General features: G+C 61.3%; 13 protein-coding genes and 2 pseudogenes. 9 read left to right on the plus strand and 6 right to left on the minus strand.

What is annotated here, in order from left to right:
• From ACIP9X_RS16910 to ACIP9X_RS16925, 4 genes and pseudogenes are all read right to left on the minus strand, one after another.
• Positions 1-439, minus strand: a pseudogene (locus tag ACIP9X_RS16910) (helix-hairpin-helix domain-containing protein); the annotation flags it as partial.
• A 94-nt stretch (positions 440-533) separates the two neighbouring features.
• Positions 534-800 (minus strand): FIMAH domain-containing protein, encoded by a 267-nt coding sequence (locus ACIP9X_RS16915; protein ID WP_400480918.1) that lies wholly within the window; start codon positions 798-800, stop codon positions 534-536.
• A gap of 57 nt (positions 801-857) precedes the next feature.
• Positions 858-1,115, minus strand: a pseudogene (locus ACIP9X_RS16920) (HYR domain-containing protein); the annotation flags it as partial.
• Positions 1,010-2,527 (minus strand): TolB family protein, encoded by a 1,518-nt coding sequence (locus ACIP9X_RS16925; protein ID WP_400480919.1) that lies wholly within the window; start codon positions 2,525-2,527, stop codon positions 1,010-1,012. The gene ACIP9X_RS16925 and the pseudogene ACIP9X_RS16920, both read right to left, overlap by 106 nt.
• 1,043 nt (positions 2,528-3,570) lie before the next feature.
• Here ACIP9X_RS16925 and ACIP9X_RS16930 point away from each other — a divergent pair.
• Both ACIP9X_RS16930 and ACIP9X_RS16935 read left to right on the plus strand, forming a co-directional pair.
• A complete protein-coding gene (locus ACIP9X_RS16930; protein ID WP_400480920.1) occupies positions 3,571-5,550 on the plus strand; it encodes a hypothetical protein in 1,980 nt (659 codons plus the stop codon).
• 51 nt (positions 5,551-5,601) lie between these two features.
• On the plus strand, positions 5,602-6,315 hold the full coding sequence (locus tag ACIP9X_RS16935; RefSeq protein ID WP_400480921.1) for a hypothetical protein: 714 nt from the start codon (positions 5,602-5,604) through the stop codon (positions 6,313-6,315).
• A gap of 1,673 nt (positions 6,316-7,988) precedes the next feature.
• On the opposite strand, the gene ACIP9X_RS16940 is transcribed toward ACIP9X_RS16935, so the two are convergent.
• Positions 7,989-8,666 (minus strand): GntR family transcriptional regulator, encoded by a 678-nt coding sequence (locus ACIP9X_RS16940; RefSeq protein WP_400480922.1) that lies wholly within the window; start codon positions 8,664-8,666, stop codon positions 7,989-7,991.
• 240 nt (positions 8,667-8,906) lie between these two features.
• Here ACIP9X_RS16940 and ACIP9X_RS16945 point away from each other — a divergent pair, with 240 nt between their 5' ends.
• From ACIP9X_RS16945 to ACIP9X_RS16975, 7 genes are all read left to right on the plus strand, one after another.
• Positions 8,907-10,079: an ABC transporter substrate-binding protein gene (locus ACIP9X_RS16945; RefSeq protein ID WP_400480923.1), complete on the plus strand. Its 1,173-nt coding sequence runs from the start codon at positions 8,907-8,909 to the stop codon at positions 10,077-10,079.
• 54 nt (positions 10,080-10,133) lie between these two features.
• Positions 10,134-11,906 carry an ABC transporter permease gene (locus ACIP9X_RS16950; RefSeq protein ID WP_400480924.1) on the plus strand — a complete coding sequence of 591 codons (1,773 nt, stop codon included), beginning with the start codon at positions 10,134-10,136 and terminating at the stop codon, positions 11,904-11,906.
• A complete protein-coding gene (locus ACIP9X_RS16955) occupies positions 11,899-13,029 on the plus strand; it encodes an ABC transporter ATP-binding protein (RefSeq protein ID WP_400480925.1) in 1,131 nt (376 codons plus the stop codon). The genes ACIP9X_RS16950 and ACIP9X_RS16955 overlap by 8 nt, the downstream gene beginning before the upstream one ends.
• A gap of 128 nt (positions 13,030-13,157) precedes the next feature.
• Positions 13,158-15,794 carry an aconitate hydratase AcnA gene (acnA, locus tag ACIP9X_RS16960; RefSeq protein WP_400480926.1) on the plus strand — a complete coding sequence of 879 codons (2,637 nt, stop codon included), beginning with the start codon at positions 13,158-13,160 and terminating at the stop codon, positions 15,792-15,794.
• Complete coding sequence (locus ACIP9X_RS16965; RefSeq protein ID WP_400480927.1) at positions 15,794-16,117, plus strand: hypothetical protein; 324 nt, start codon at positions 15,794-15,796, stop codon at positions 16,115-16,117. Before acnA ends, ACIP9X_RS16965 begins: the two co-directional genes overlap by 1 nt.
• A gap of 33 nt (positions 16,118-16,150) precedes the next feature.
• Complete coding sequence (locus ACIP9X_RS16970; protein ID WP_400480928.1) at positions 16,151-17,470, plus strand: NADP-dependent isocitrate dehydrogenase; 1,320 nt, start codon at positions 16,151-16,153, stop codon at positions 17,468-17,470.
• A gap of 15 nt (positions 17,471-17,485) precedes the next feature.
• On the plus strand, positions 17,486-18,568 hold the full coding sequence (locus ACIP9X_RS16975) for an isocitrate/isopropylmalate dehydrogenase family protein (protein ID WP_400480929.1): 1,083 nt from the start codon (positions 17,486-17,488) through the stop codon (positions 18,566-18,568).
• A gap of 589 nt (positions 18,569-19,157) precedes the next feature.
• On the opposite strand, the gene ACIP9X_RS16980 is transcribed toward ACIP9X_RS16975, so the two are convergent.
• Positions 19,158-20,216, minus strand: coding sequence for a DUF4862 family protein (locus tag ACIP9X_RS16980; protein ID WP_400480930.1), 1,059 nt, complete (start codon positions 20,214-20,216; stop codon positions 19,158-19,160).
• Positions 20,217-20,224 lie beyond the last annotated feature (8 nt).

Below are 20,224 nucleotides of genomic sequence, written 5' to 3' on the forward strand. Positions count from 1 at the left end.
AGGCTGCTGAGGCGGTGGCGTTCGGGTCATAGCCTCGTACCGGGGAGGCGCCAGGGGCCTGTGAAGCGCCGGCGGCGGCGTACCACTTGACCTCGTTGGCGTGTGCCTTCCAGATCAGCCACTTCTTATTGGTAATGAAGGAAATCACGACCCCGGAGATGAAGGTCGTAAACCAGAGCCATCCCCAGATGTCGGTGTACGCGGTGCGGATCGGAGCTTCCTTCGTTCCGGGGTTGGCCAGACCCGAGGTCGCAAAGACGCCGATACCGACAACCAGGAAGCCGACGCCCATGGCGATCCACAGCTTGTTCTTGGTTTTGGACCCACGGATCAGAAAGTTGACTCCGGTGAGCATGCCGAAGGAGAGGATGCTCCACAGGATTCCGGCGCTGTTACGAAGCCGCCATGAGCGGGAACAAAGTTTTTCTTCAGGAGTCATTCTTAGCTGTCCGTCTCGTGCTGGGTCCTACGCAGTCGCTTCTCTTGGTTAAGCCATCCCCAGGCAGGCTGCAGGGGGATGGCTTGCCGTATTTTCAGCAGCCGATGGCTGCTCGTATCCGGGTGCCTTCCGTGGTGAGTTCGGTGGCCTGTGCGTCGGTGAGCTTGCCGGCCGTCCGGAAGTCGGCGACCTGGGTGAGGAAGTCGGCCAGCTTGCTGCAGGCCGAATCGGTTTTGCCGGCGGCGATCGCGTCCTGGGCGCCGGTGATTTTGTTTATCAGGCTGTTCTCCACGTTGGCCTTGAGCGGGTAGGCGATGATCAACGTCTCGAGGTCTTGAAGCTGCCCGGCGGCGCCGACCACGGTGACGGTGAAGCTGCCGGTGGCCTGGTTGCCGGTGGCGTCGGTGACGGTGCAGTCGACGGTGGTGGTGCCGATCGGGAAGGTGGCCCCGGATGCGGGTGCGCAGGACAGTGTCGGGTTGGGGTCGGTGGCGTCGGTGGCGGTCGCGTTGTAGGTGACGGTTGCGCCGGACGGGGCGGTGGCCTCGGCGTTGATCGGGCTGGGCAGGGTCAGGGTCGGCGGCGTGGTGTCGCTGGGGCAACGTCCTGCCGGTCGCGGACGAACACATCCGGTACGCCGTTGGTGTCGCCTGGAACCAAGTTGCTGGCACGCGATGTGAAGGCGACGTAGCGGCCGTCGCCGCTGATCGCTGGCGCCCGAAGGCTCTCGTCGAGCCCAAGGCTGTTCTCGTTGGCCTGGGTGCCGTCGCTGGCGACGCTGACTCGTTCGGTGCTTCCTGTCACGCGGTCACGCACGAAGATGTCGTAGAAGGAGGTGTCGCCCGGCACCAGGTTGTCCGCAAATGACCCGAAGGCGACGTAGCGGCCGTCGGCACTGATCGCGGGATTGAAGCTGCCGATGCCGTTGGCCTGGGTGCCGTCGTCGGTGACGCTGATCCGTTCGGTGCTGCCCGTCACGCGGTCGCGGACGAACGCATCGAACGTGCCGTTGGTGTCGCCCGGCACCATGTTGCTTGCATCCGATACGAAGGCGACGTAGCGGCCGTCGGCACTGATCGCCGCCCTTTGGCTGCTGCCGTTCGCCTGGGTGCCGTCGCTGGCGACGCTGACCCGTTCGGTGCTCCCCGTCACACGGTCGCGGACGAACGCATCGAACGTGCCGTTGGTGTCGCCCGGCACCAGGTTGTTCGCCCGGGATTCGAAGGAGACGTAGCGGCCGTCGCTGCTGATCTCGGGGATGTAGCTTTCGTTGAAAATGTCGGTCTGGGTGCCGTCGCTGGCGACGCTGACCCGTTCGGTGCTCCCCGCTACGCGGTCATGCACGAACACGTCGCCGTCGTTCGTGTCGCCCGGCACCAGGTTGACTGCACGCGAAAAGAAGGCGACATGGCGCCCGTCGGCACTGATTGCGGGGTTGAAGCTACCGAATCCGGCGGCAAGGCTACGGAAGCTGGCCTGGCTGCCGTCGCTGGCGACGCTGACCCGTTCGGTACTCCCCGTCGCGCGGTCATGAACGAACACATCCGGCGCCTCGTTGGTGTCGCCGGGCACCAGGTTGGTCGCTTCCGATTCGAACGCCACGTAGCGGCCATCAACGCTGATCGCAGGCTGCAGCTGCTCGAAACTGCTGCTGCCGTCTCCTTGGACACCATCGCTCGCGACGCTGACCCGTTCCATACCGCCGGTGTCCCGGTCATGGACGAACACGTCACCAACACCGTTGGTGTCGCCTGGCACCAGGTTGTCCGCCGTGGACTTGAAGGCGACGTAGCGGCCGTCACTGCTGATGGCGGGATCGAAGCTGGCGCTGCTGGCCTGGGTGCCGTCGCTGGCGACGCTTGCCCGGGTGGTCGTGGCTGAGTCTGCGGCCGACGCCGGCGCGGGGACCCCGAGGACGGCGGTGAGGAGAATCAGTGAAACTCCGAACAGTTGCGTTGCCGAACGGCCCCGTCGGATACCGCCTCCGGACCGTCGAGCGCGGGGTGCCTCGGTTGGCAGTAAGACTGCATTAGGCAGGACTGGTGCCCGCACAATCCGGGTTCCCCGGCCCTCGAAGCCAATTAGCACGCCCGTACCTGCGGGAATCGCAGTTCCACGAGCAGCGCCCGGACGTGCTCCTGATTTGACTCGGCTTATTTCTGTTTCTCGGGGCGATAGGTTCTTCATGATTCTTTTCCCTTCGTTTTGTCCGTCGTCGCGGCAAGCGACCGACTTTTTGTAGATCGTGCGCAGTGCCCCTCGGGCATGAAGCCCTTTATCGGGCATGCCTTCAGATGCAACTCGCGGGCGGCAACTCGGAGATGCTCGCCGATGATCGTTTCCAGTCTCAGGGGCCGTATTGAGGGGAGGGTTCCGTCGTGGCGGTCGGGTGCTGGGGGTGGCGGCTGAAGCGGTAGCTGATGCGGACGGCGTGTCGGGACTACCACGTCGCGCCGGCGGGTTGCTACGTCGGCGGGAAAGAGCGTCACCAGCAGGAGAACGCAGAGGGTGCTGATTCTTGTAGGGCATGATGACCTCTTTGTCATCTGGAGGGAAGAGGCGGTAACAGGGCCTTTCGACTTGAAGGATGCGCGGCGCGCTGACGGAAGGGCCCCCGGCCGTCACCGTAGGTCTGTGGTCGGACGAGAATCGTCATCCGAAAGGACTAAATGGTTATCGTCGAAACCTTGGGGAGACCTTGGTCGGACTCCCCGCTGCCCCCACAACTTCGGTAATCCTGCTCGCCTCGCTGGGCCTTCACCAGTGCAAGGCGCCGAAAAAGTGGCCCACCTCAGGCCGCTGGTGGGCCTTCTGCATCTACATCCACACGGCGACGACCAGCTGTCTCGTATGGCTAGGGATACGAGACGTCTCATCCATCTGCAGTCGTTGGTACTGCGGGGGCCAGGAGAAGGCCGTGCATCAGGATTGGCCGGCTATTTTCTACCGCCCTCTATTTTCTAGGGGTGTGAAAGCGGATGTAAGCCCTGAAATTTGGTTGAGCGCCATAGCCTGTAACGCAGCAGTAACGGCGGCTCGATTATTCTCCAATGTCACCAACGAATGGAGGACCGCCATGCTCCTTCCGGTCGCGGGTCTGGACCACATAAGGGCTTTTAGAGGAGGTTGTCATGGCTGAAACTCCGATTAGAAGTCAGATGTACGAAGGTCGCGGAATCAACAGCGAGACAGGCGCGGTCTTCGGCACGGCGATCAATTTTGACAAGCCCCAACCTCTCGATCCGAACATTGGGCAGAGTGTCAATTTCAGGCTTGAATCGATCTCAAGCAGCAGGGAACTTTCAGATAAGTTGCGCATCGCCGCCTCTGCCTCTTTTAGTGTGGGTGCGGGGGGCGTCTCAGCCGAATTTGGCCTAACTAATTCCAAAGAAGTAAACAGCTATTACACCTATGCTTTGATGCGCTGCCACGTCGTAAATGCGCCACGAACCATACGGAATGTGACTTTAAAGCCAGAAGCGGAGGAACTCCTTCGGCAACACGATTGGGATACCTTCTCGAGAAGTTATGGTTGGGAATACGTAGAGGGATTCGTACAGGGTGGGGCATACTACGGATTAATTGAGATCCAGACGACCAATCGTGCTGAGCAACAGAACGTAAAGGCAAAGCTCGGTGGCTATTGGGGGCCATTTAAAGCATCAGCCGAGTTTGAAAAAGATCTAAAGGATATTCAAAAGCATACAACCGTAAATGTCTCAGTGACGCGCACTGGCGGGTCAGGAGCGGTGGTTCCCAGTGATCTAGACGGAATGCTGAGTGAGGCTCGGAACTTTGCTCAGACAGTTCTGGCCAATCCTGTTCCTATTCTTGCACTGACAGCCGACTATGCGAGGACGGTGCCCCTCCCTGACGTACCACCGCCCAATTCCCTCCCGCGCCAACACCAAAGAGACACGCTGAACGATTTGGGGCTGACATATCTTCGATTGAGGGACTACAAAACCAATCTCGAATACGTTCTGAGTCGGCCTCTAACCGACTTTGATGAGTACAGGACACTCGATGATGCAGAGATCATTTCCAAGCGCCAGTCTCTTATCCAGACGCTCCAACTCGTAGGACAGGAGATTGACAAGGTCATTCGATTGGGAACGACGTGCGCCGATGACTACACGCAGTGCTCCAGCTATGTCTCGACAATTTCTGTACTTGAGTCACCAACTATTCAGGGAGAACTGTTGAACCTAAAGCAGATGGAAGAGAAACTCCGCGGCATTGAGAAATTTCTCCATGAGCACGGCATGCTGGGTGGGGGGCTAGCAACCTTTGATGGGAGCTGCGCCGTACGTGGTGACCTCACGGCCGGGGCTGGCGGGAATGGCCGCATTCTGGCACGTCATGTCGATGGGAAGGCTGATAACTCGGACGGCCCTGGTGGCCTTCACCTTAACCATGGCAATGGCCAGCCTGTGCACATTGGCGGGCACCATCCTGCTAACCTCGGCGTTCACGGTGATATTCACCTTGACCGTGACAAAACCATCAGTTCGCCCGGTACACTCCACGTGCACGCCGATGACCACATCCTATTTACTAGTAGTTCAGGGCTAACAGTTGAGGGCCGTATTGGCACTGCAGGGAGGCACCCAGTCCAAGGCATGCCCCGCGGCATCCACGGCGGTGTACACACCTTTGACCTGGTGGCGGAGGGTGTCATCGGTGTGGGACCCCCAGGGGAATTCAAGGCTTCAATGTGGTCAGACGGTGCTATTCGAGGAAAAACCAAGCAGTTTGTCATCGATCATCCGAATGATCCGTCCATGTCGTTGGTGCATGGAGCCATCGAAGGGCCGGAAATCGGAGTGTATTACCGCGGGGAAGGGACCACTAATTCGGACGGCACGGCCTCGGTAGAGCTCCCGAAGTACTTCGAGTCACTTGCTCGAGCTGCTGGCCGAACTGCCTTGGTGACACCACTGTCCGTAGATGGCGAATCTGCCGTCCCTCTTGCCGTATCCAATGTTAGCGCGGGTCACTTTATTGTACGTACGGCAGATGGGTCAAAGCACATACAACGGTTCTTCTGGGAAGTGAAGGCTGTACGTGCAGACGTAGACATTCTCAAGGCTGAGGTCAGAAGGGCTTGAACGGAGATTTAGGCATGTTAGCTCAAACCTGGCATACAAAAGGTACATAACATGGCCAGCCACTCTGATTTAGGCCAAGCCCGAGACAATTTGGCAAAGTGGATTCTGGGCTTGGGGGCCAGTGGGATTGTTGCTGTGTCACTTGCCGCAATACTTTGGGCGACTGATGATGGTCGACCAGAAATGGCACGCCTCGTGTTTACTTCAATCCTCCCCCTATTTGGCACATGGGTGGGAACGGTTTTGGCCTTTTATTACGTACGTGATAACCTTGATGCCGCTACCGCGAGCACTGAACGTATCTTGGGACTGAAGCCTACAACGCCCGTCACTGACGTAATGATTCCCGCAGGGAAGATAATCTCGTTTAGGTTGCAGCCGGGAACGTCGGCGGCGTCGGTGGTTCTTTCTGACCTTTACAAGAGCATGGTTTCAGCTGGTGTCTCCCGCATCCCGATCCTTGAGAATACAGGCGCGGTCGCCTATATCGTGCATAAGTCGACCATTGACGCATACGCTGCTATCCAAAACACCAAGCCTGACTCGTTAAGTAAGACAATCCAAGATCTGGCAGATGACTCCGTTTTATTTAAGAAGCGAATCGAAGCTATAGGGATCGTAGGACCACATGCTGTTATTGCGGAAGCGCGCAGGAATATGAGCTCAATCAGTGATTGCCAAGACATATTCGTCACCGCCGGCGGGGCGCCGAAAGACCCGGTGATCGGGTGGCTTACCAACGTTGTTTTAGCAGCAGACGTCTGAGACGAGGGGGTTGTCGCAGCGCAATGCTCTTTCGTTTCCAACACTCCTACAAGTGGTTCCCTACAGGGGAACTTCCGAGCACCCGAAACTTAGCGCCGTAGATCGCCGCGTGGCAGATCTACGAACTTGTCGGCGGCCAGAACCTGGACAGGATCACGTTCCAGGTTTTGGTAGCCCCTGACCTGGCTCACAGGTCGTGGTCGCGGAGCGCAAGCTTTTGACCGGGGGGTGATGGGTGATGTTGGCCGAACAAAGCCTTTTCACGCACTAGCTAGGGTCCTGCTCTTATGTCTCGGAAAGACGCGTCTCGAAACCCTTGGGAAATGAGATGTCTCATCATCGAGCGGATAGACGTTTGATGTGACTGTTGGCGGTAAATGGCGGTTAAATCGCAGTTTTGATTGCGGTTCCGCCTTCTGTTGGCGGAGCCTCCGCGGGACTGTGCCGCGGAGATGCACGCGCCGCTACCCGCAGGTGCACCGAATGACAGTGCTGTGGCATGTGGTGAGGTGCAAACAGGGCCGCCGAGGAACTGGGTCTGCGTATCACGAAGCCGCCAGTGCTGCAGCCATCATCAAGACGATCGACCCCGCCACCAGCGGGAGATAGCTCCTAGTGAACTATCTCGTACTGCCAATCAGCCGGTTTTTGCAGGTGCAACCGCCAATAGTGCTCTGCTATCTCGTCCGGATCCCATGGACCGCCTGCGGCCACAGGACCTCCGGACACCGTCACCGTGGCGACGTGAACACCTTTGGGGCCGAGTTCCTGCCCAAGCACTTTCCATGGTCCTGGCTTCTTGACCTTCTTGGCTTGACTGTGGTTGTTGGGATGTGGGTGCCGTTCTGATAGAGGATTCACCGCTGGGTAGGAGGGCCTGGAGTGCAACTTGGGGGACCGGCCACAATCAAAAAGTTTGGTGAGGAGATTAGCGACGGAGGAGCGCCGAACGAAACTTTTTGATTGCGGTCGGCGCATGGCGCCCTGGTTGCGCGGAGGGCCCGCCCAGCGATGATGGGGCTATCAGAATGACAAACAGCGATGATGCTTCTGGTCATTCATGGGCTTGCCGGTGCCGGGGCAGCATGACGTGGGTGGAGTGGCGTGAAGCTGCAGCGGCAGCGCGCAGTCTCAGGTGCGGCGAGGGGTTGCGATGGCTTTCGGAAAATTCGGTTACGGCGACCCTGTTACCACCCCTACAGAATTTCCCGGCGGGCGGGCCACACTTGCTTCCTAACCAAGGAAAAGCGTCATCGCGGCGATTGGATTACAAGCTGGCGCGAACGCAGACGCCAGCTCAAAGCAAGCCGGAGATCTACGTCCGATAATTTTGGCCGTGTCAGGGGCAGTCGGTTCCCCCACTGCCATCCCAAAAGCCGAGGATTACAAGACGGGGTCGTGTGACAAAGGCGCCGGCCGGGCTGACAGGATCTCAAAAGTCTCGTACCCCTGTACCGCAACTCATAGTCCCTGAGAGCTATCGGATGGGCTCCTGACGTCAGGTTGGGGTGCCCTTCAGCCTGACATCTGAATATGGGAAGTGCACGTCAGTGGAAGTTGAAGCGAGACGGCGGCCGTGGTGGAGATAAATGCAACGGTTGTCTTGCTACCCGATTGATGTTGGCTTTTCGTGGGTGAGTTGCAGGTAAGCCTACGCGAGGCCAGCTTTTAGGTCACTCCGCTGACCTCGTCGAGAGCACCGAAATAGCCCTCCGCCCAAGGCTGCCGACGACGTGACGATGCATGATTTCCCGCGCGCGGATGGCGTCGCCCGTAACGACCGCGTCGGCGATTTGGATATGTTCTTCCTGAACGCGGATCCGGTCCTTCTCTGAGTCTTTCTGACTCTGAAGTCCGATCTGGCGGTAGCGGTCTGCCTTGTCCCATAGGCCCTCCATAATGCCGATCAGGAGAGGGTTATGTGATGCCGTGTAGACGGCGCGGTGGAACTCCCGGTGGACGGTCAAGGCCCCTAGGTCGGCGGCGTCGCGCAGGGGCGTCAACTGTTTTAATGCTGCTTCGATGTCGGCGATATCTGCTGGTGTTCTGCTCTCGGCCGCGAGCCCTGCTGCCAGAGGATCCAAATTTTCGCGGATGACATAGAGGTCTCGTGCCTCTTCGGCGGTGAGCGAGGCAACGCGGGCGTCGCGGTGTGATTCGAGTTGGACGAGTCCTTCGGCGGCAAGGCGTCGGAGCGCTTCACGCAGTGGGGTAGTGCTAACTCCGATTTCATGGGCCAGCTGGGCTTGGTTGAGGACAGAGCCCTGGGCAATGTCCCCGGTCAGGATGCGGCGGCGCATTTCCTCGTAGGCGTAAGCGTTTTTAGACAGTGCTACGGCCGGGTTTGCCACCTGTTCTCCTTGTTCGTATGCCGGCAAAAAGGCCGGGATAGGCTATGTCCTATAGTACCTGCATCCTTTCCGCCTTTGGGATCTACCCGACTTTGCAGTGGGCTGCGAAGCCTTTGAAGAAGGTATCCACGTCCTCGGCTTGCTTTTCGCTATAGGTTATAAGCTATAGTAGCGTGAGTCGGGTCACACGAGTGGCCGACAGCGAATTCCCCCATCGCTTTGCTCAAAGGAGAGACAGCCATGATGGCGTCAAAACCAGGTGCTTCCGTCCGTTCCGTTCCCCGTGTGGTATCCCGATTCGCCGCAGCCGGCATCGCCTCGGCCCTTGTTCTGGCCTTGACGGCGTGTGGAGGCTCGGCGCCGGCAGCTGCTCCCGCCCCGGAGAATCCCATCGCCGTTGGTCAGTACCCGGATTACTATCCGGCGGAGTACAAGGATCTGGTCGCGGCAGCCGAAAAGGAGGGTGGCCAGCTTACCGTTTACTCGAACACGGATCAGGAAAACTGGGCGCCGGTGTTCCGGGACTTCAAGAAGAAGTACCCGTTCGTAAAGGAAATCTCGGCGAACAACCTCGGCTCGGACGAGGTGTTCCAGCGTGTCCTGAGTGAAAACGCGACCGGCAGCTCGCCCGCCGACGTCCTGGTGACCAATGCTGCCGGGGCTTGGGCGGATTTCGCGGCCCGCGGCGATGTCCTGGCCAAGTACACCTCCCCGGAGCTGGCGAAGGTTCCGGAGTTCGCCAACCTGCTTCCGGGCGTGACAGCAATGTCTGCTGACGCCATGACCATCGCGTACAACACGTCGCTGATGACGGACGCACCGACGGGCCTGTCCTCGCTGGCGCAGCAGGCCAAGGAGAACCCGGAGCAGTTCAAGGACAAGATCGGCATCCGCGATATCAAGAGCGCCTTCGGCTTCACGGTCTTCCACAGCCTGACCAAGAACAAGCCCGAAACCTGGGATTCGCTCGCCACGATCCTTCCCCTCTCACGCCCAGAGAGCTCCTCCGCGACCGAGAAGGTCCTGGCCGGCGAGTATGTTGCCAGTGCCCTGGTCAGCGCGGCCCCGGCGTTCCCGGTCGTGAAGGATTCCGCCGGATTGTTCAAGATCGCCCTGCCCGATGACGGCACCGTTGTTCTGCCCCGAGGCCTGGGGATCTCAGCCAAGGCGCCCCACCCGGCCACGGCAAAGCTCTTCATGGACTTTACCCTGTCGGCAGAAGGCCAGCAGGCCATCCAGGAAGGCGGCCTGTCCTCCTTCCGTGAAGGTGTGAAGCCGGTGGAGTTCACCTACACGTACGCCGACATCGTCAAAGAGGTCGGCGAGGAAAACATCGTCTCCGTCCCCTACGAGAAGGTCTCAGCAGCTGAAACGGCAGCCTTCACTGAGCGCTGGAACAGCCTCAAAAAGTAAGCACCCACGACCCTCAGAGCTGAGCCTCTGGAAGCAAGGACCGGAACGAATCCCATGACAACAATTCCTGATACCAGGCCGCCGGCCAAGGTGGCCGCCGCGCGGCCGGAATATCCGGCGCCGAAGTACCGCAGAATCCTCGGCGCTGACCGCAGCCAGGTGCTCTACTGGGCAACGATCGTCATCCTGGCGCTCCTGGTCCTTGCACCCGTGGTCCCCACGCTCTACCAGTCGGTGATGGACCGCCCTCTGTACGAGGAGGGCGGTCTGTTCACCGCCGAGAACTACACCAGGCTCTTCACCGAAGCTGGCTTCGGCACCGTGGCGCTGAACACCCTCATGTTCGCCGTCCTGACGACGGTCATGACCCTGCTGATCGCGGTCCCGATGGCCATCGTGGTGATCCGCACCAACATCCCCGGCCGGAAGTTCTTCGGCGCGGCGATGCAGTGGCCGTTCTTCATCTCCTCCCTGATCCTGGGCTTTGGCTGGATCACCATGTACGGCCCGGCGGGATTCGCCAGCGTAGAAGTCCGGCGGATCCTGGGCTTCCTGCCCTGGGACCTGTACACGATCCCGGGGATGGCACTCACCGAAGCAGTGGCACTGGCCCCGATCGCCTACATGTTCTGCGCCAACGCCCTGCGCAACTCCGATGCCTCCCTCGAAGGCGCCGCCCAGACGGTCGGCGCCGGGCCGTTCCGGATCCTGTGGTCAGTGGTCATCCCGATGCTGCGCCCGCCGATGGTCTACAGCTCGGTGCTGGTGTTCAGCATGTCGATCGAGACCCTGTCCATCCCGCTGCTGTACGGCCAGCCCGTGGACATCACTGTCTTCGCGACCTTCCTGTACAAGAACGGGCTGCAGTCCGTGGACCCGGACTACGGGATCCTGGGTGCGGCATCGGTCATCATCCTGCTGGTGACCGTGCTGCTCGTCGCCGTCCAGGCCAAGCTCCTCAAAGACGCCAAACGGTTCGTCTCCGTCCGGGGCAAGGCCACCCGGCCCCGGCTGCTGGACCTGGGCTGGATCAAATGGCTCTCCGTGGCCTTCATCTCCGTCTACGTCGTCATCGGCGCCCTTGTTCCCATCGCCGGTCTGGTGATGCGTTCCTTCACCAAGATCTTCACCCCACTGCAGAACCCGCTGGCCTCCGTGACCATGGGCAACTACCAGCGCATCTTCGAATTTCCCGCCTACGTCGGCTCGATCCGCAACAGCCTCATCGTCGCCGGCGTCGGCGCCGTCCTGGTCAGCATCCTCGCCGTCGTCGCCGTCGTCGTGGCCAAGCGCTCTACCTTCCGCTACCGCAAGGTCATCGAATACCTGGCACTGGCCCCGCAGGCCATGCCCGGGCTGATCATCGGCATCGGCCTGTTCTGGGCCTTCGCCTTCATGCCGTTCAACACCGGATCACTGCTGCAGGGCACCATCTGGGCCATCATCATCGGCTTCGGAATCCGCGCCCTTCCCAGCGCGTTTGGCTCCATCTCCCCGGCAGTGATGCAGATCGGCGAGGAACTGGACAACGCCGCCCGCGTCAACGGCGCGGACTGGCTACGGATGTTCCTGCGCATCCTGGCCAAACTCCTCACCCCGGCGTTCGTCGCCGCCATGGTCCTGACCTTCGTGGTCATGATGAAGGAATACTCCCCGGCGATCTTCCTCGGCTCGGCCGATACCGCCGTCATCGGCACCACCATGCTCGAGCTCTGGGTCCAGGGCAACACCGGATCCGTGGCCGCCCTGGCCACCATCCAGATCGCAATCACCGCAGCCTTCGTCGGCATCGCCGGCCTGCTCATGAAAGGTAAGAAAGATGCCTGACGTCATCGTCAAGAACCTCCGCAAAGACTTCGGCGGAAACACAGTCCTCCACGAGGTCAGCTTCACCATCAAGGACGGGGAGTTCTTCACCCTCCTGGGCCCCTCCGGCTGCGGCAAGTCCACCACCCTGTCCTGCCTCGCCGGCCTGGAACAGCCCACCTCCGGATCCATCGCCGTCGGAAACACCGTCCTGGTCGATGATTCTTCCAACAAGTTCGTCCCGCCCGAAGAGCGCAACCTCGGCATGGTCTTCCAGTCCTACGCCCTCTGGCCCCACATGACCCTGGCCGGGAACCTGGCCATGCCTTTGAACATCCGCAAGGTCCCCAAGGCCGAACAGAAAACCCTCATCCACGACGCCTTGGACAAGGTGGGCCTGGCCCACCTCGCCCACCGCTACCCGCACCAGCTCTCCGGCGGCCAGCAACAGCGCGTCGCCCTGGCCCGCGCCCTGGTCTACTCACCCAAGGTCCTGCTCCTGGACGAGCCCCTGTCCAACCTGGACGCCAAACTCCGCGAACAGGCAAGGGTCTGGCTCAAGCGACTGCAGTCCGAGCTTGGCATCACCACCGTCTACGTCACACACGACCAGGAAGAAGCCCTGGCCATGAGCGACCGCATTGCCGTCATGTCCAACGGCCACATGCTCCAGGTCGCACCGCCCCATGAAATCTACGAACGCCCCGGCACCGCCGAAGTCGCCGCCTTCATCGGCCGCTCCAACTTCATCGACGGCACGGTCGTTTCCGCCCGTGGCGGCGCGGCAACCGTCCGCCTCGAAGAGAGCGGGGAGACCGTCAATGTCGCCGTCAGCGAGCAGGCGGCGGACGGGGACCTCGTCACCGTGGCCTTCAGGCCTGAAAAGGTCTTTCTGACCAACCGCGGTGAACAGGTGCCGGCAGACGCCATCGTCCTCAGCGCCGACATCATGACCACCTCCTACGTTGGGTCCCGCTACGAGTACGACCTGAAATACGGCAGCAAAACCATCCTGGTCGACAGCACCACAGGCGGGCTCACCGGAGCCGTACGCCTCGTTGTCCCGGCAGAAGCAGTGCGCCTCTACCCAAGGGCCAACGTCGTCTCCGCCGATGTCGCCGAACTGATGGCCGTCACCCACTAGAATCTCCGGCGCGGAAGACGGCCCCGAGCAACTTCCGCGCCGGACACAACTTCACGGCATACCACTCACGAGCAGAGGTTATAGCCTATAGTCCCGAGCTCCTTACTGTCCTCGAGAAAGTGTGCATCATGAGCATCGCCACCGCCGCCGGATCCAACCCCTGCGTGTCCCACCTCAGCGTCAACGGTGAGGTGCTGCAGGCGGTGGATATTGAAGGAGCTTTCGGGCCGGACTACCCCCGGTTACCGGTGGTCCTGCGGCTCCTGGCAGAGAACGTCCAGCGGAACATGACAGGGCACGAACGTGAGCACGCCATGGACGCCCTGCGCCGCTGGCTGGCCACGGCAACCAGCACGTCCGAAATCGAATTCCTGCCCACCCGGGTGCTGATGCACGACACCACCAGCACCCCGGCCCTTGTGGACATCGCCGCGATGCGTGACACCCTCGCCGAATGCGGGGAGGACCCGATGGCGCTGAACCCGCTGCTGCGGGTGGACGTTTCAATAGACCATTCCCTCGCGGTGGAGGAATACGGGCGCGCCGATGCAGCCAAGCGGAACATCAAACACGAAATCCGCCGGAACCGGGAACGCTACCAGTTCCTTAAATGGGCTTCGAAGGCTATGAACGATGTGCACATCAACCCGCCTGGCACGGGCATCATGCACACCATCAACCTGGAACAGCTCGCCACAGTTGTCACCACCATCGAAAAAGACGGCGTCCGGTGGGCGGTCCCGGACATGATGGTCGGCACCGACAGCCACACCCCGATGATCAACGGTCTGGGCGTCCTGGGCTGGGGCGTGGGCGGTCTGGAAGCCCAGACCGTCATGTTCGGCATGCCCGCCACCTTGCGCATTCCCGACGTCGTGGGCGTGCGCCTCACCGGCGAACTCAGGACCGGCACCCTCGCCACCGACCTGGCGCTCACCGTCACCCACCGCCTGCGTGAAGTCGGCGTCACGGGCGAGTTCGTCGAGTTCTTCGGCCCCGGCGTCTCCACGCTCACGGTGGGGGAACGGGCCGTGGTCGCGAACATGGCCCCCGAATACGGCGCCACCACCGGCTACTTCCCGATCGACGCGATGGGCCTCGAGTATCTCGCCGGCACCGGCCGCTCGGCCGAACAGACCAGCCTCGTCGAGGCCTACGCCAAGCAGGCGGGGATCTGGTTCGACCCCGACGCTACTCCCGTCTATACCAAAGTCATCGATGTGGACCTGTCTACCGTCGCAATGCATGCCGCGGGACCCCGCCGTCCCCAGGACCTGCTGCCCTACGGCGGCATCCGCAAGGCATTGGAGCAGGAGACTGGACCGTGTCTTCCCGGCACTGGCGCCCTGCCGGACTTCCCGGTTGCCCTTGCCGCTATCACCAGTTGCACCAACACCTCAGACCCCCGCCTGCTGATCGCGGCCGGGTTGCTGGCCCGGAATGCCCGCAGGCGGGGGCTAAAAGTCCCCGAGTGGGTCAAAACGTCTTTGGCGCCAGGTTCTCCCGCGGCCGCCAGCTACCTTAAGCGCGCCGACCTCACCGAGGACCTCGCCTCCGTCGGTTTCGACATCGTCGGGTTCGGCTGCACCACCTGCATCGGCAACCCCGGACCGCTGACACCCGTCGTGGCCAGGGCTCAGGACGACGGGGGAAGCGAACCTGTCGCCATCCTCTCTGGCAACAGGAACTTTCCGGGGCGCGTGCACCCCGACGTCGAACTCAGCTTCATCATGTCCCCGCCTCTGGTTGTCGCCTTCGCCCTGGCCGGTGACGCCAAACGCGACCTCAGCGCGGAACCCCTCCAGCATCTGGAGGACGGCACCCCTGTCTACCTCAAGGACCTGTGGCCCACCCGTGAAGAAATCGACGCGCTGATGCTGAAGGCCAATGACCCGGCCGACTTCCGCCGGGACTTCGCCATCGCCAGCCGGGACCCGCAGTGGCGCCGCGTCGAAGCCCCTGAAGGCGCGCAGTATCCTTGGGACGAAGCGTCGACCATCCTGCGAAGGCCTCCTTTCGCGGCAATGTCCGAAGGAAGCCTCTTGGGGCAGTACACCGCCTACCCGTTGCTGGTCCTGGGCGATGACATCACCACCGATCACATTTCCCCGGCCAGCGCCATCCCGCCCAACAGCGACGTGGCGGACTTCCTGGTGGACAGGGGAGAGGACCGGGCGGACCTGAACGTCTTCGCTTCCCGCCGCGGCAACTGGGAAGTCATGGTCCGGGGCGCCTTCCACAATAAATCGGTCAGGAACCTCCTCCACCCCGAGGCCCCGATCGCCCAGACCATCCACGCGCCCTCGGGTGAGACCATGCCCCTCTGGGACGCCGCACAGCGGTACCGGCGCGAAGACGAATCCGTGGTCATGGTGGCAGGGGAGCGCTACGGCATGGGCTCCTCACGTGACTGGGCTGCCAAAGCCCAGCGCCTGCTCGGCGTGCGGGCCGTTATCGCGGCCAGCTTCGAACGGATCCACCGCTCCAACCTCATCGGCATGGGCATCCTTCCGCTCGTCATGCCAGCGCATATGAGGGACAAACTCCTCAACCTCCAACCCGGCGACCGGATCAGGATCGACGCCGCCCAAGAGCGCATCCACCCCCGCGCCGACATCGTAGCGGCAGTTGTGCGCAGCGACGGAGCGGAAGAGCCCTTCACCGCCACCGCCGCCGTCGAAACCGGGCTCGAGTGCGAACTCCTGACCGTGGGCGGCGTCATCCCCATGATCCTCCGCAGGACCCTGGATCAGGCGAAAAGCTAATGCTGCGCCCCACGCCCCATAAGAACACCGAGCATGCCACGGCTGGGCCTGACCATCACACGGGCCGGTTGCAGTCGGGGACGCCCCGGAATGCCCAGCTGGAACCGGTACTGAACTGGGCAAAGCTCGCCCGCGAGGACGAACTTGAACTGGTGCACCGCAGCGGCAAGACCCTAACGTCTGGCCGGGTCGACATGCGCGCTCTGGACGGCAGCGTTTTATGGCTGATCCAAGACGACGGCAAAGGCCGGGCAATGTTTCTCGCGGACGACGACGTGATGGTCTTCAGGCATAAGCGCGCAGGCAGCAGGCCAAAATCCTAACTCCCGGAAGTCCCACCAACAGCAAGGAGAATCATGAATGCGTTCGAGAAAATTGATGTCGTGGGTTCTGTGGTGGAGCTCGACGGCGATGAAATGACCCACATTCTTTGGCAGTTCATCAAGGACCGCCTCATAACACCCTATTTGAACATCAGGCTCGAGAGTTTTGACCTGTCCCTGGAAAACCGGGACGCGACCGATGACCAGGTGACCCTGGATGCCGCGCATGCCATCCGGGAGCACAAGGTAGGCGTCAAGTGTGCCACCATCACTCCCGATGAAGCCCGGGTGCGGGAGTTCGGCCTGAAGAAAATGTGGCCTTCCCCCAACGGCACCGTGCGCAACGTCCTGGGCGGAGTCCTGTTCCGGGAGCCGATCATCATCTCCAACATCCCCCGGCTCGTGCCGGGGTGGAACAAGCCCATCATCATCGGCCGTCATGCCTTCGGGGACCAGTACCGGGCCAGCAACTTCAAGGTTCCCGGGGCGGGGGCGCTGACCCTGACGTTCACCCCTACTGACGGCGGGGAGGAGATCCGGCAGGAGGTAGTCACCTATCCGGAGGGAGGCGGCGTGGCAATGGGCATGTACAACTTCAACGACTCAATTCGTGATTTCGCCCGCGCGTCCTTCTCGTACGGGCTGCAGAGGAACTACCCCGTCTACCTGTCCACGAAGAACACCATCCTCAAGGCCTACGACGGGCAGTTCAAGGACCTGTTCCAAGAGGTCTTCGACGCCGAGTTCAAGGACCAATTCCACGCGGCCGGGCTGGGTTACGAACACCGGCTGATCGATGACATGGTCGCCTCGGCCATGAAGTGGGAAGGCGGATACGTCTGGGCCTGCAAGAACTACGACGGCGATGTCCAGTCAGACATCGTCGCCCAAGGATTTGGCTCCCTGGGCCTGATGACGTCCGTGCTCATGACGCCCGACGGCAGAACCGTTGTGGCGGAGGCCGCCCACGGCACAATTACACGCCACTACCGCCAGCACCAGCAGGGTAAGCCCACCTCCACCAACCCCATCGCCTGCATCTTCGCGTGGACCGGCGCGCTGCGGCACCGCGGCAAGCTGGACCAGACACCGGATGTGATCCGCTTCGCCGAAACCCTGGAAAACGTAGTCATCAAGATCGTCGAATCCGGGAAGATGACCAAAGACCTGGCACTGCTCATCGGACCGGAACAGCCTTGGCTCACCACGGAAGAGTTCCTTGCAGCCATAGATGGCCGCCTTGCAGCGGCCGCTTCGCTGGGCGCCATATCGGCAAAGGTGCCGATACGCGAAGCCATCACACCTGCCGGTCACCGCTTAGATTCGCGGCCGGTCAGAGAGACACGAATATGAAGAGAAGGAATCACTGTGCCTGAATCCAAGCAGTACCAGCTGGCCGTCCTGAACGGCGACGGCATCGGCCCGGAGATCGTGCCGGCCGCAGTGAAAATCCTGGACGCGGCGATGGCCGCCGCCGGCGCCCCCGCCATCGCCTGGACCGAACTCCCGCTGGGGAAAACCGCGATCGACGCCCACGGTAGCGCCGTTCCGGAAGAAACCCTCGCAGCGCTGAACAACGTCGACGGCTGGCTCCTGGGACCGCACGACAGCGCCTCCTACCCCGAGCCGCACAGGTCCGAGTTGAACCCCTCAGGGACCATCCGCAAGCACTTTGGCCTGTTCGCCAACATCCGCCCCGCCAAAGCCTTCCCCGGCGGCAACGCCATCGTCGAAGGCACCGATCTGGTCATCGTGCGCGAAAACACCGAAGGCTTCTACGCGGACCGCAACACGTACGCCGGCACCGGCGAATTCATGCCCACCCCAGACGTTGCGATCATGCACGGCATCATCACCCGCGGGGCTACCGAACGCATCGCCCACGCCGCATTCCAGCTCGCCCAGTCCCGCACCAAACAGCTGACCATCGTTCACAAAGCAAACGTCCTGAAACTAACCACCGGCCTGTTCCGAGACGTCTGCCGCGAGGCGGCCATCGGGTACCCGGACGTGGCCGTGAACGACTTCCACATCGACGCGATGACCGTGCACCTGGTCCGCCGCGCGAACAAGTTCGACGTCATCGTCACAGAGAACATGTTCGGCGACATCCTCTCGGACCTCGCCGGGGAAATCGCTGGCTCCCTGGGCATCGCCCCGTCAATCAACTCCTCCAACACCCACGCCATGGCCCAGGCCTCACACGGCTCCGCCCCGGACATCGCCGGGAAGAACATCGCAAACCCCATCGCGATGATCCTCTCCTCCGCCATGCTGCTGCGCTGGCTCGGTGCCCAATTCAACGACGCCAAAGTCCTCCAAGCGGCCGAACTTGTCGAAAAAGCCATCGAAGCAACAGTCCTGGACGGCACCACCACCAAGGACCTCGGCGGCACCGCCGGCACCAGCGATTTTGCAGACGCCGTCACCAACCGCATCACCATCGTTTGACCCGAGACTGGTCTTTTAAGCGGTTGTGAATGGCCCTGGCGTCAGGTTGGGGTGTGCTTCAACCTGAGACTGGTCCAGGTGGAGTCTCGCAAGCCGCTGGCTGCGATGCGTGTCGCCAACTGCCGCTAGGTGAGGTATTGGAATGCACTCCACGACGCGCGCTTCAGCACGCAATTCGCTGTGTGACGGGCTGCGAAGGTGGCTCGTCGTTTCACTGAGCCGGGGTTGAACCTAACACGTGCTTCGCAGGAGATGCACGAAAGGTACTTGCTGTGAGTACCTTGTGTATGTTTGTCCTGTTTGCCGAATTCAACCGCATCCCATTCGCGTTGGTCCAGCAGGCTTATAGCCTTCTTCATCTCTTAGTTCCAACTTCTGTCTATTGGGGTCGCCTCGACAGTCTCGGTCCTGATCAGGACAGATGGGAAGAGTCCCTATCAAGTGCCGGCAGAGGAGTATGCCGTGGATCCCTTCTCTGCCGAAGCCTTACAGTTCATCGTCAGTCCTCACTTCGTAGCCATTGGACGGGACGATCACGCACCGGGTGGTTGTTCCCTTTCATGCCGAGTCAGATCCTGCAGGTGCGGCATCAGTGGGTTGTCGGGGCCACCGCAGTTTCTGATATGTCCGTTGCCGCTTGACGTACGGCGGTGAGGCTCTGGGATATGACCGTCACCTTTTGGTCCACGCTGGCGTTGGGGGGTGCTGCGACCTTGATGGCTCGGAAGCCTGTCTCCGGCAGTGGGCCGGCGGCTTGGAGGCAGGATTTGATGTGGCCAGCGGTCAGGAGTGAGGCGGGCTCAAAGAGAGTCTGGTCCGTGTTGGTGCCCTGTGGGACCCAGGTATCAGTGGCCGTAACGGGGGCTGGGGGGACATGGACATCGCCCCAGGCTATGCCGAATTTGGTGTCCACGTCGGCGCATCCGGAGAATACAACGCCGCCCAGGAGGTCACAACTGCGAAGGAAGGCGATTTGCTCCTGTGCTGCTTCTGGTCGCCGCTGTTCGATGACGGACCTGCCCCAGTTGATGACCATACTCATCGGGTTGCCTGTGGCGTCATTAGCCTCTTTGACTGCCTGCGCTTCGAGTTCCAGGGTAAGGAAGCCTTTGGCTGGGTTCTGTCCGGGCATGAGTGCGTCGCAATGTTCCAGGACGAGGCGGGCGCCGTGTGTGTCCCAGGAGGAGATTTCTATTAGAGAGGCTTCCAGGGCAGCAGCGGTAGCGGCGCTTCCAAAAGCCACGGGGGCGGCGTGTAGTTCCAGTGCAACAACCGAGGGTTTCCCCATCTGGTGGTTCAGCCGCTTGACTGCTTCCAGTGCTTCCTTGACAAAATCAAGGGCTGCCCTTCGCCCGGATTCGGAAGTGGAGGCTAGACCAAAACCCTTGTCGGCCTCCAGCCGCGACATTGTCCCGGGTATGGTTGTCACTACAAATTGGGCGTGCTCGGGGAGCTGCCGCAGGAACCATGCCTCGTCGTACTTGTGCAGTTTGTCGGTGAACGGCACTTCCAACCCGCCAACGCCATCTAAGGCAAAGACAGAAGCCAGGAACCTCTCTTCGTCGTTGGGATTCCATCCGGAAAGACTTGGCGCAGCAGCATAGGCGCCAACAAACAGGTGATCTTGGTTCGCGCTCGTCGGGGTCATCGTGTTCT

It is taken from the genome of Arthrobacter sp. NPDC093125 (genome assembly GCF_044754225.1).
GTDB lineage: Bacteria > Actinomycetota > Actinomycetes > Actinomycetales > Micrococcaceae > Arthrobacter.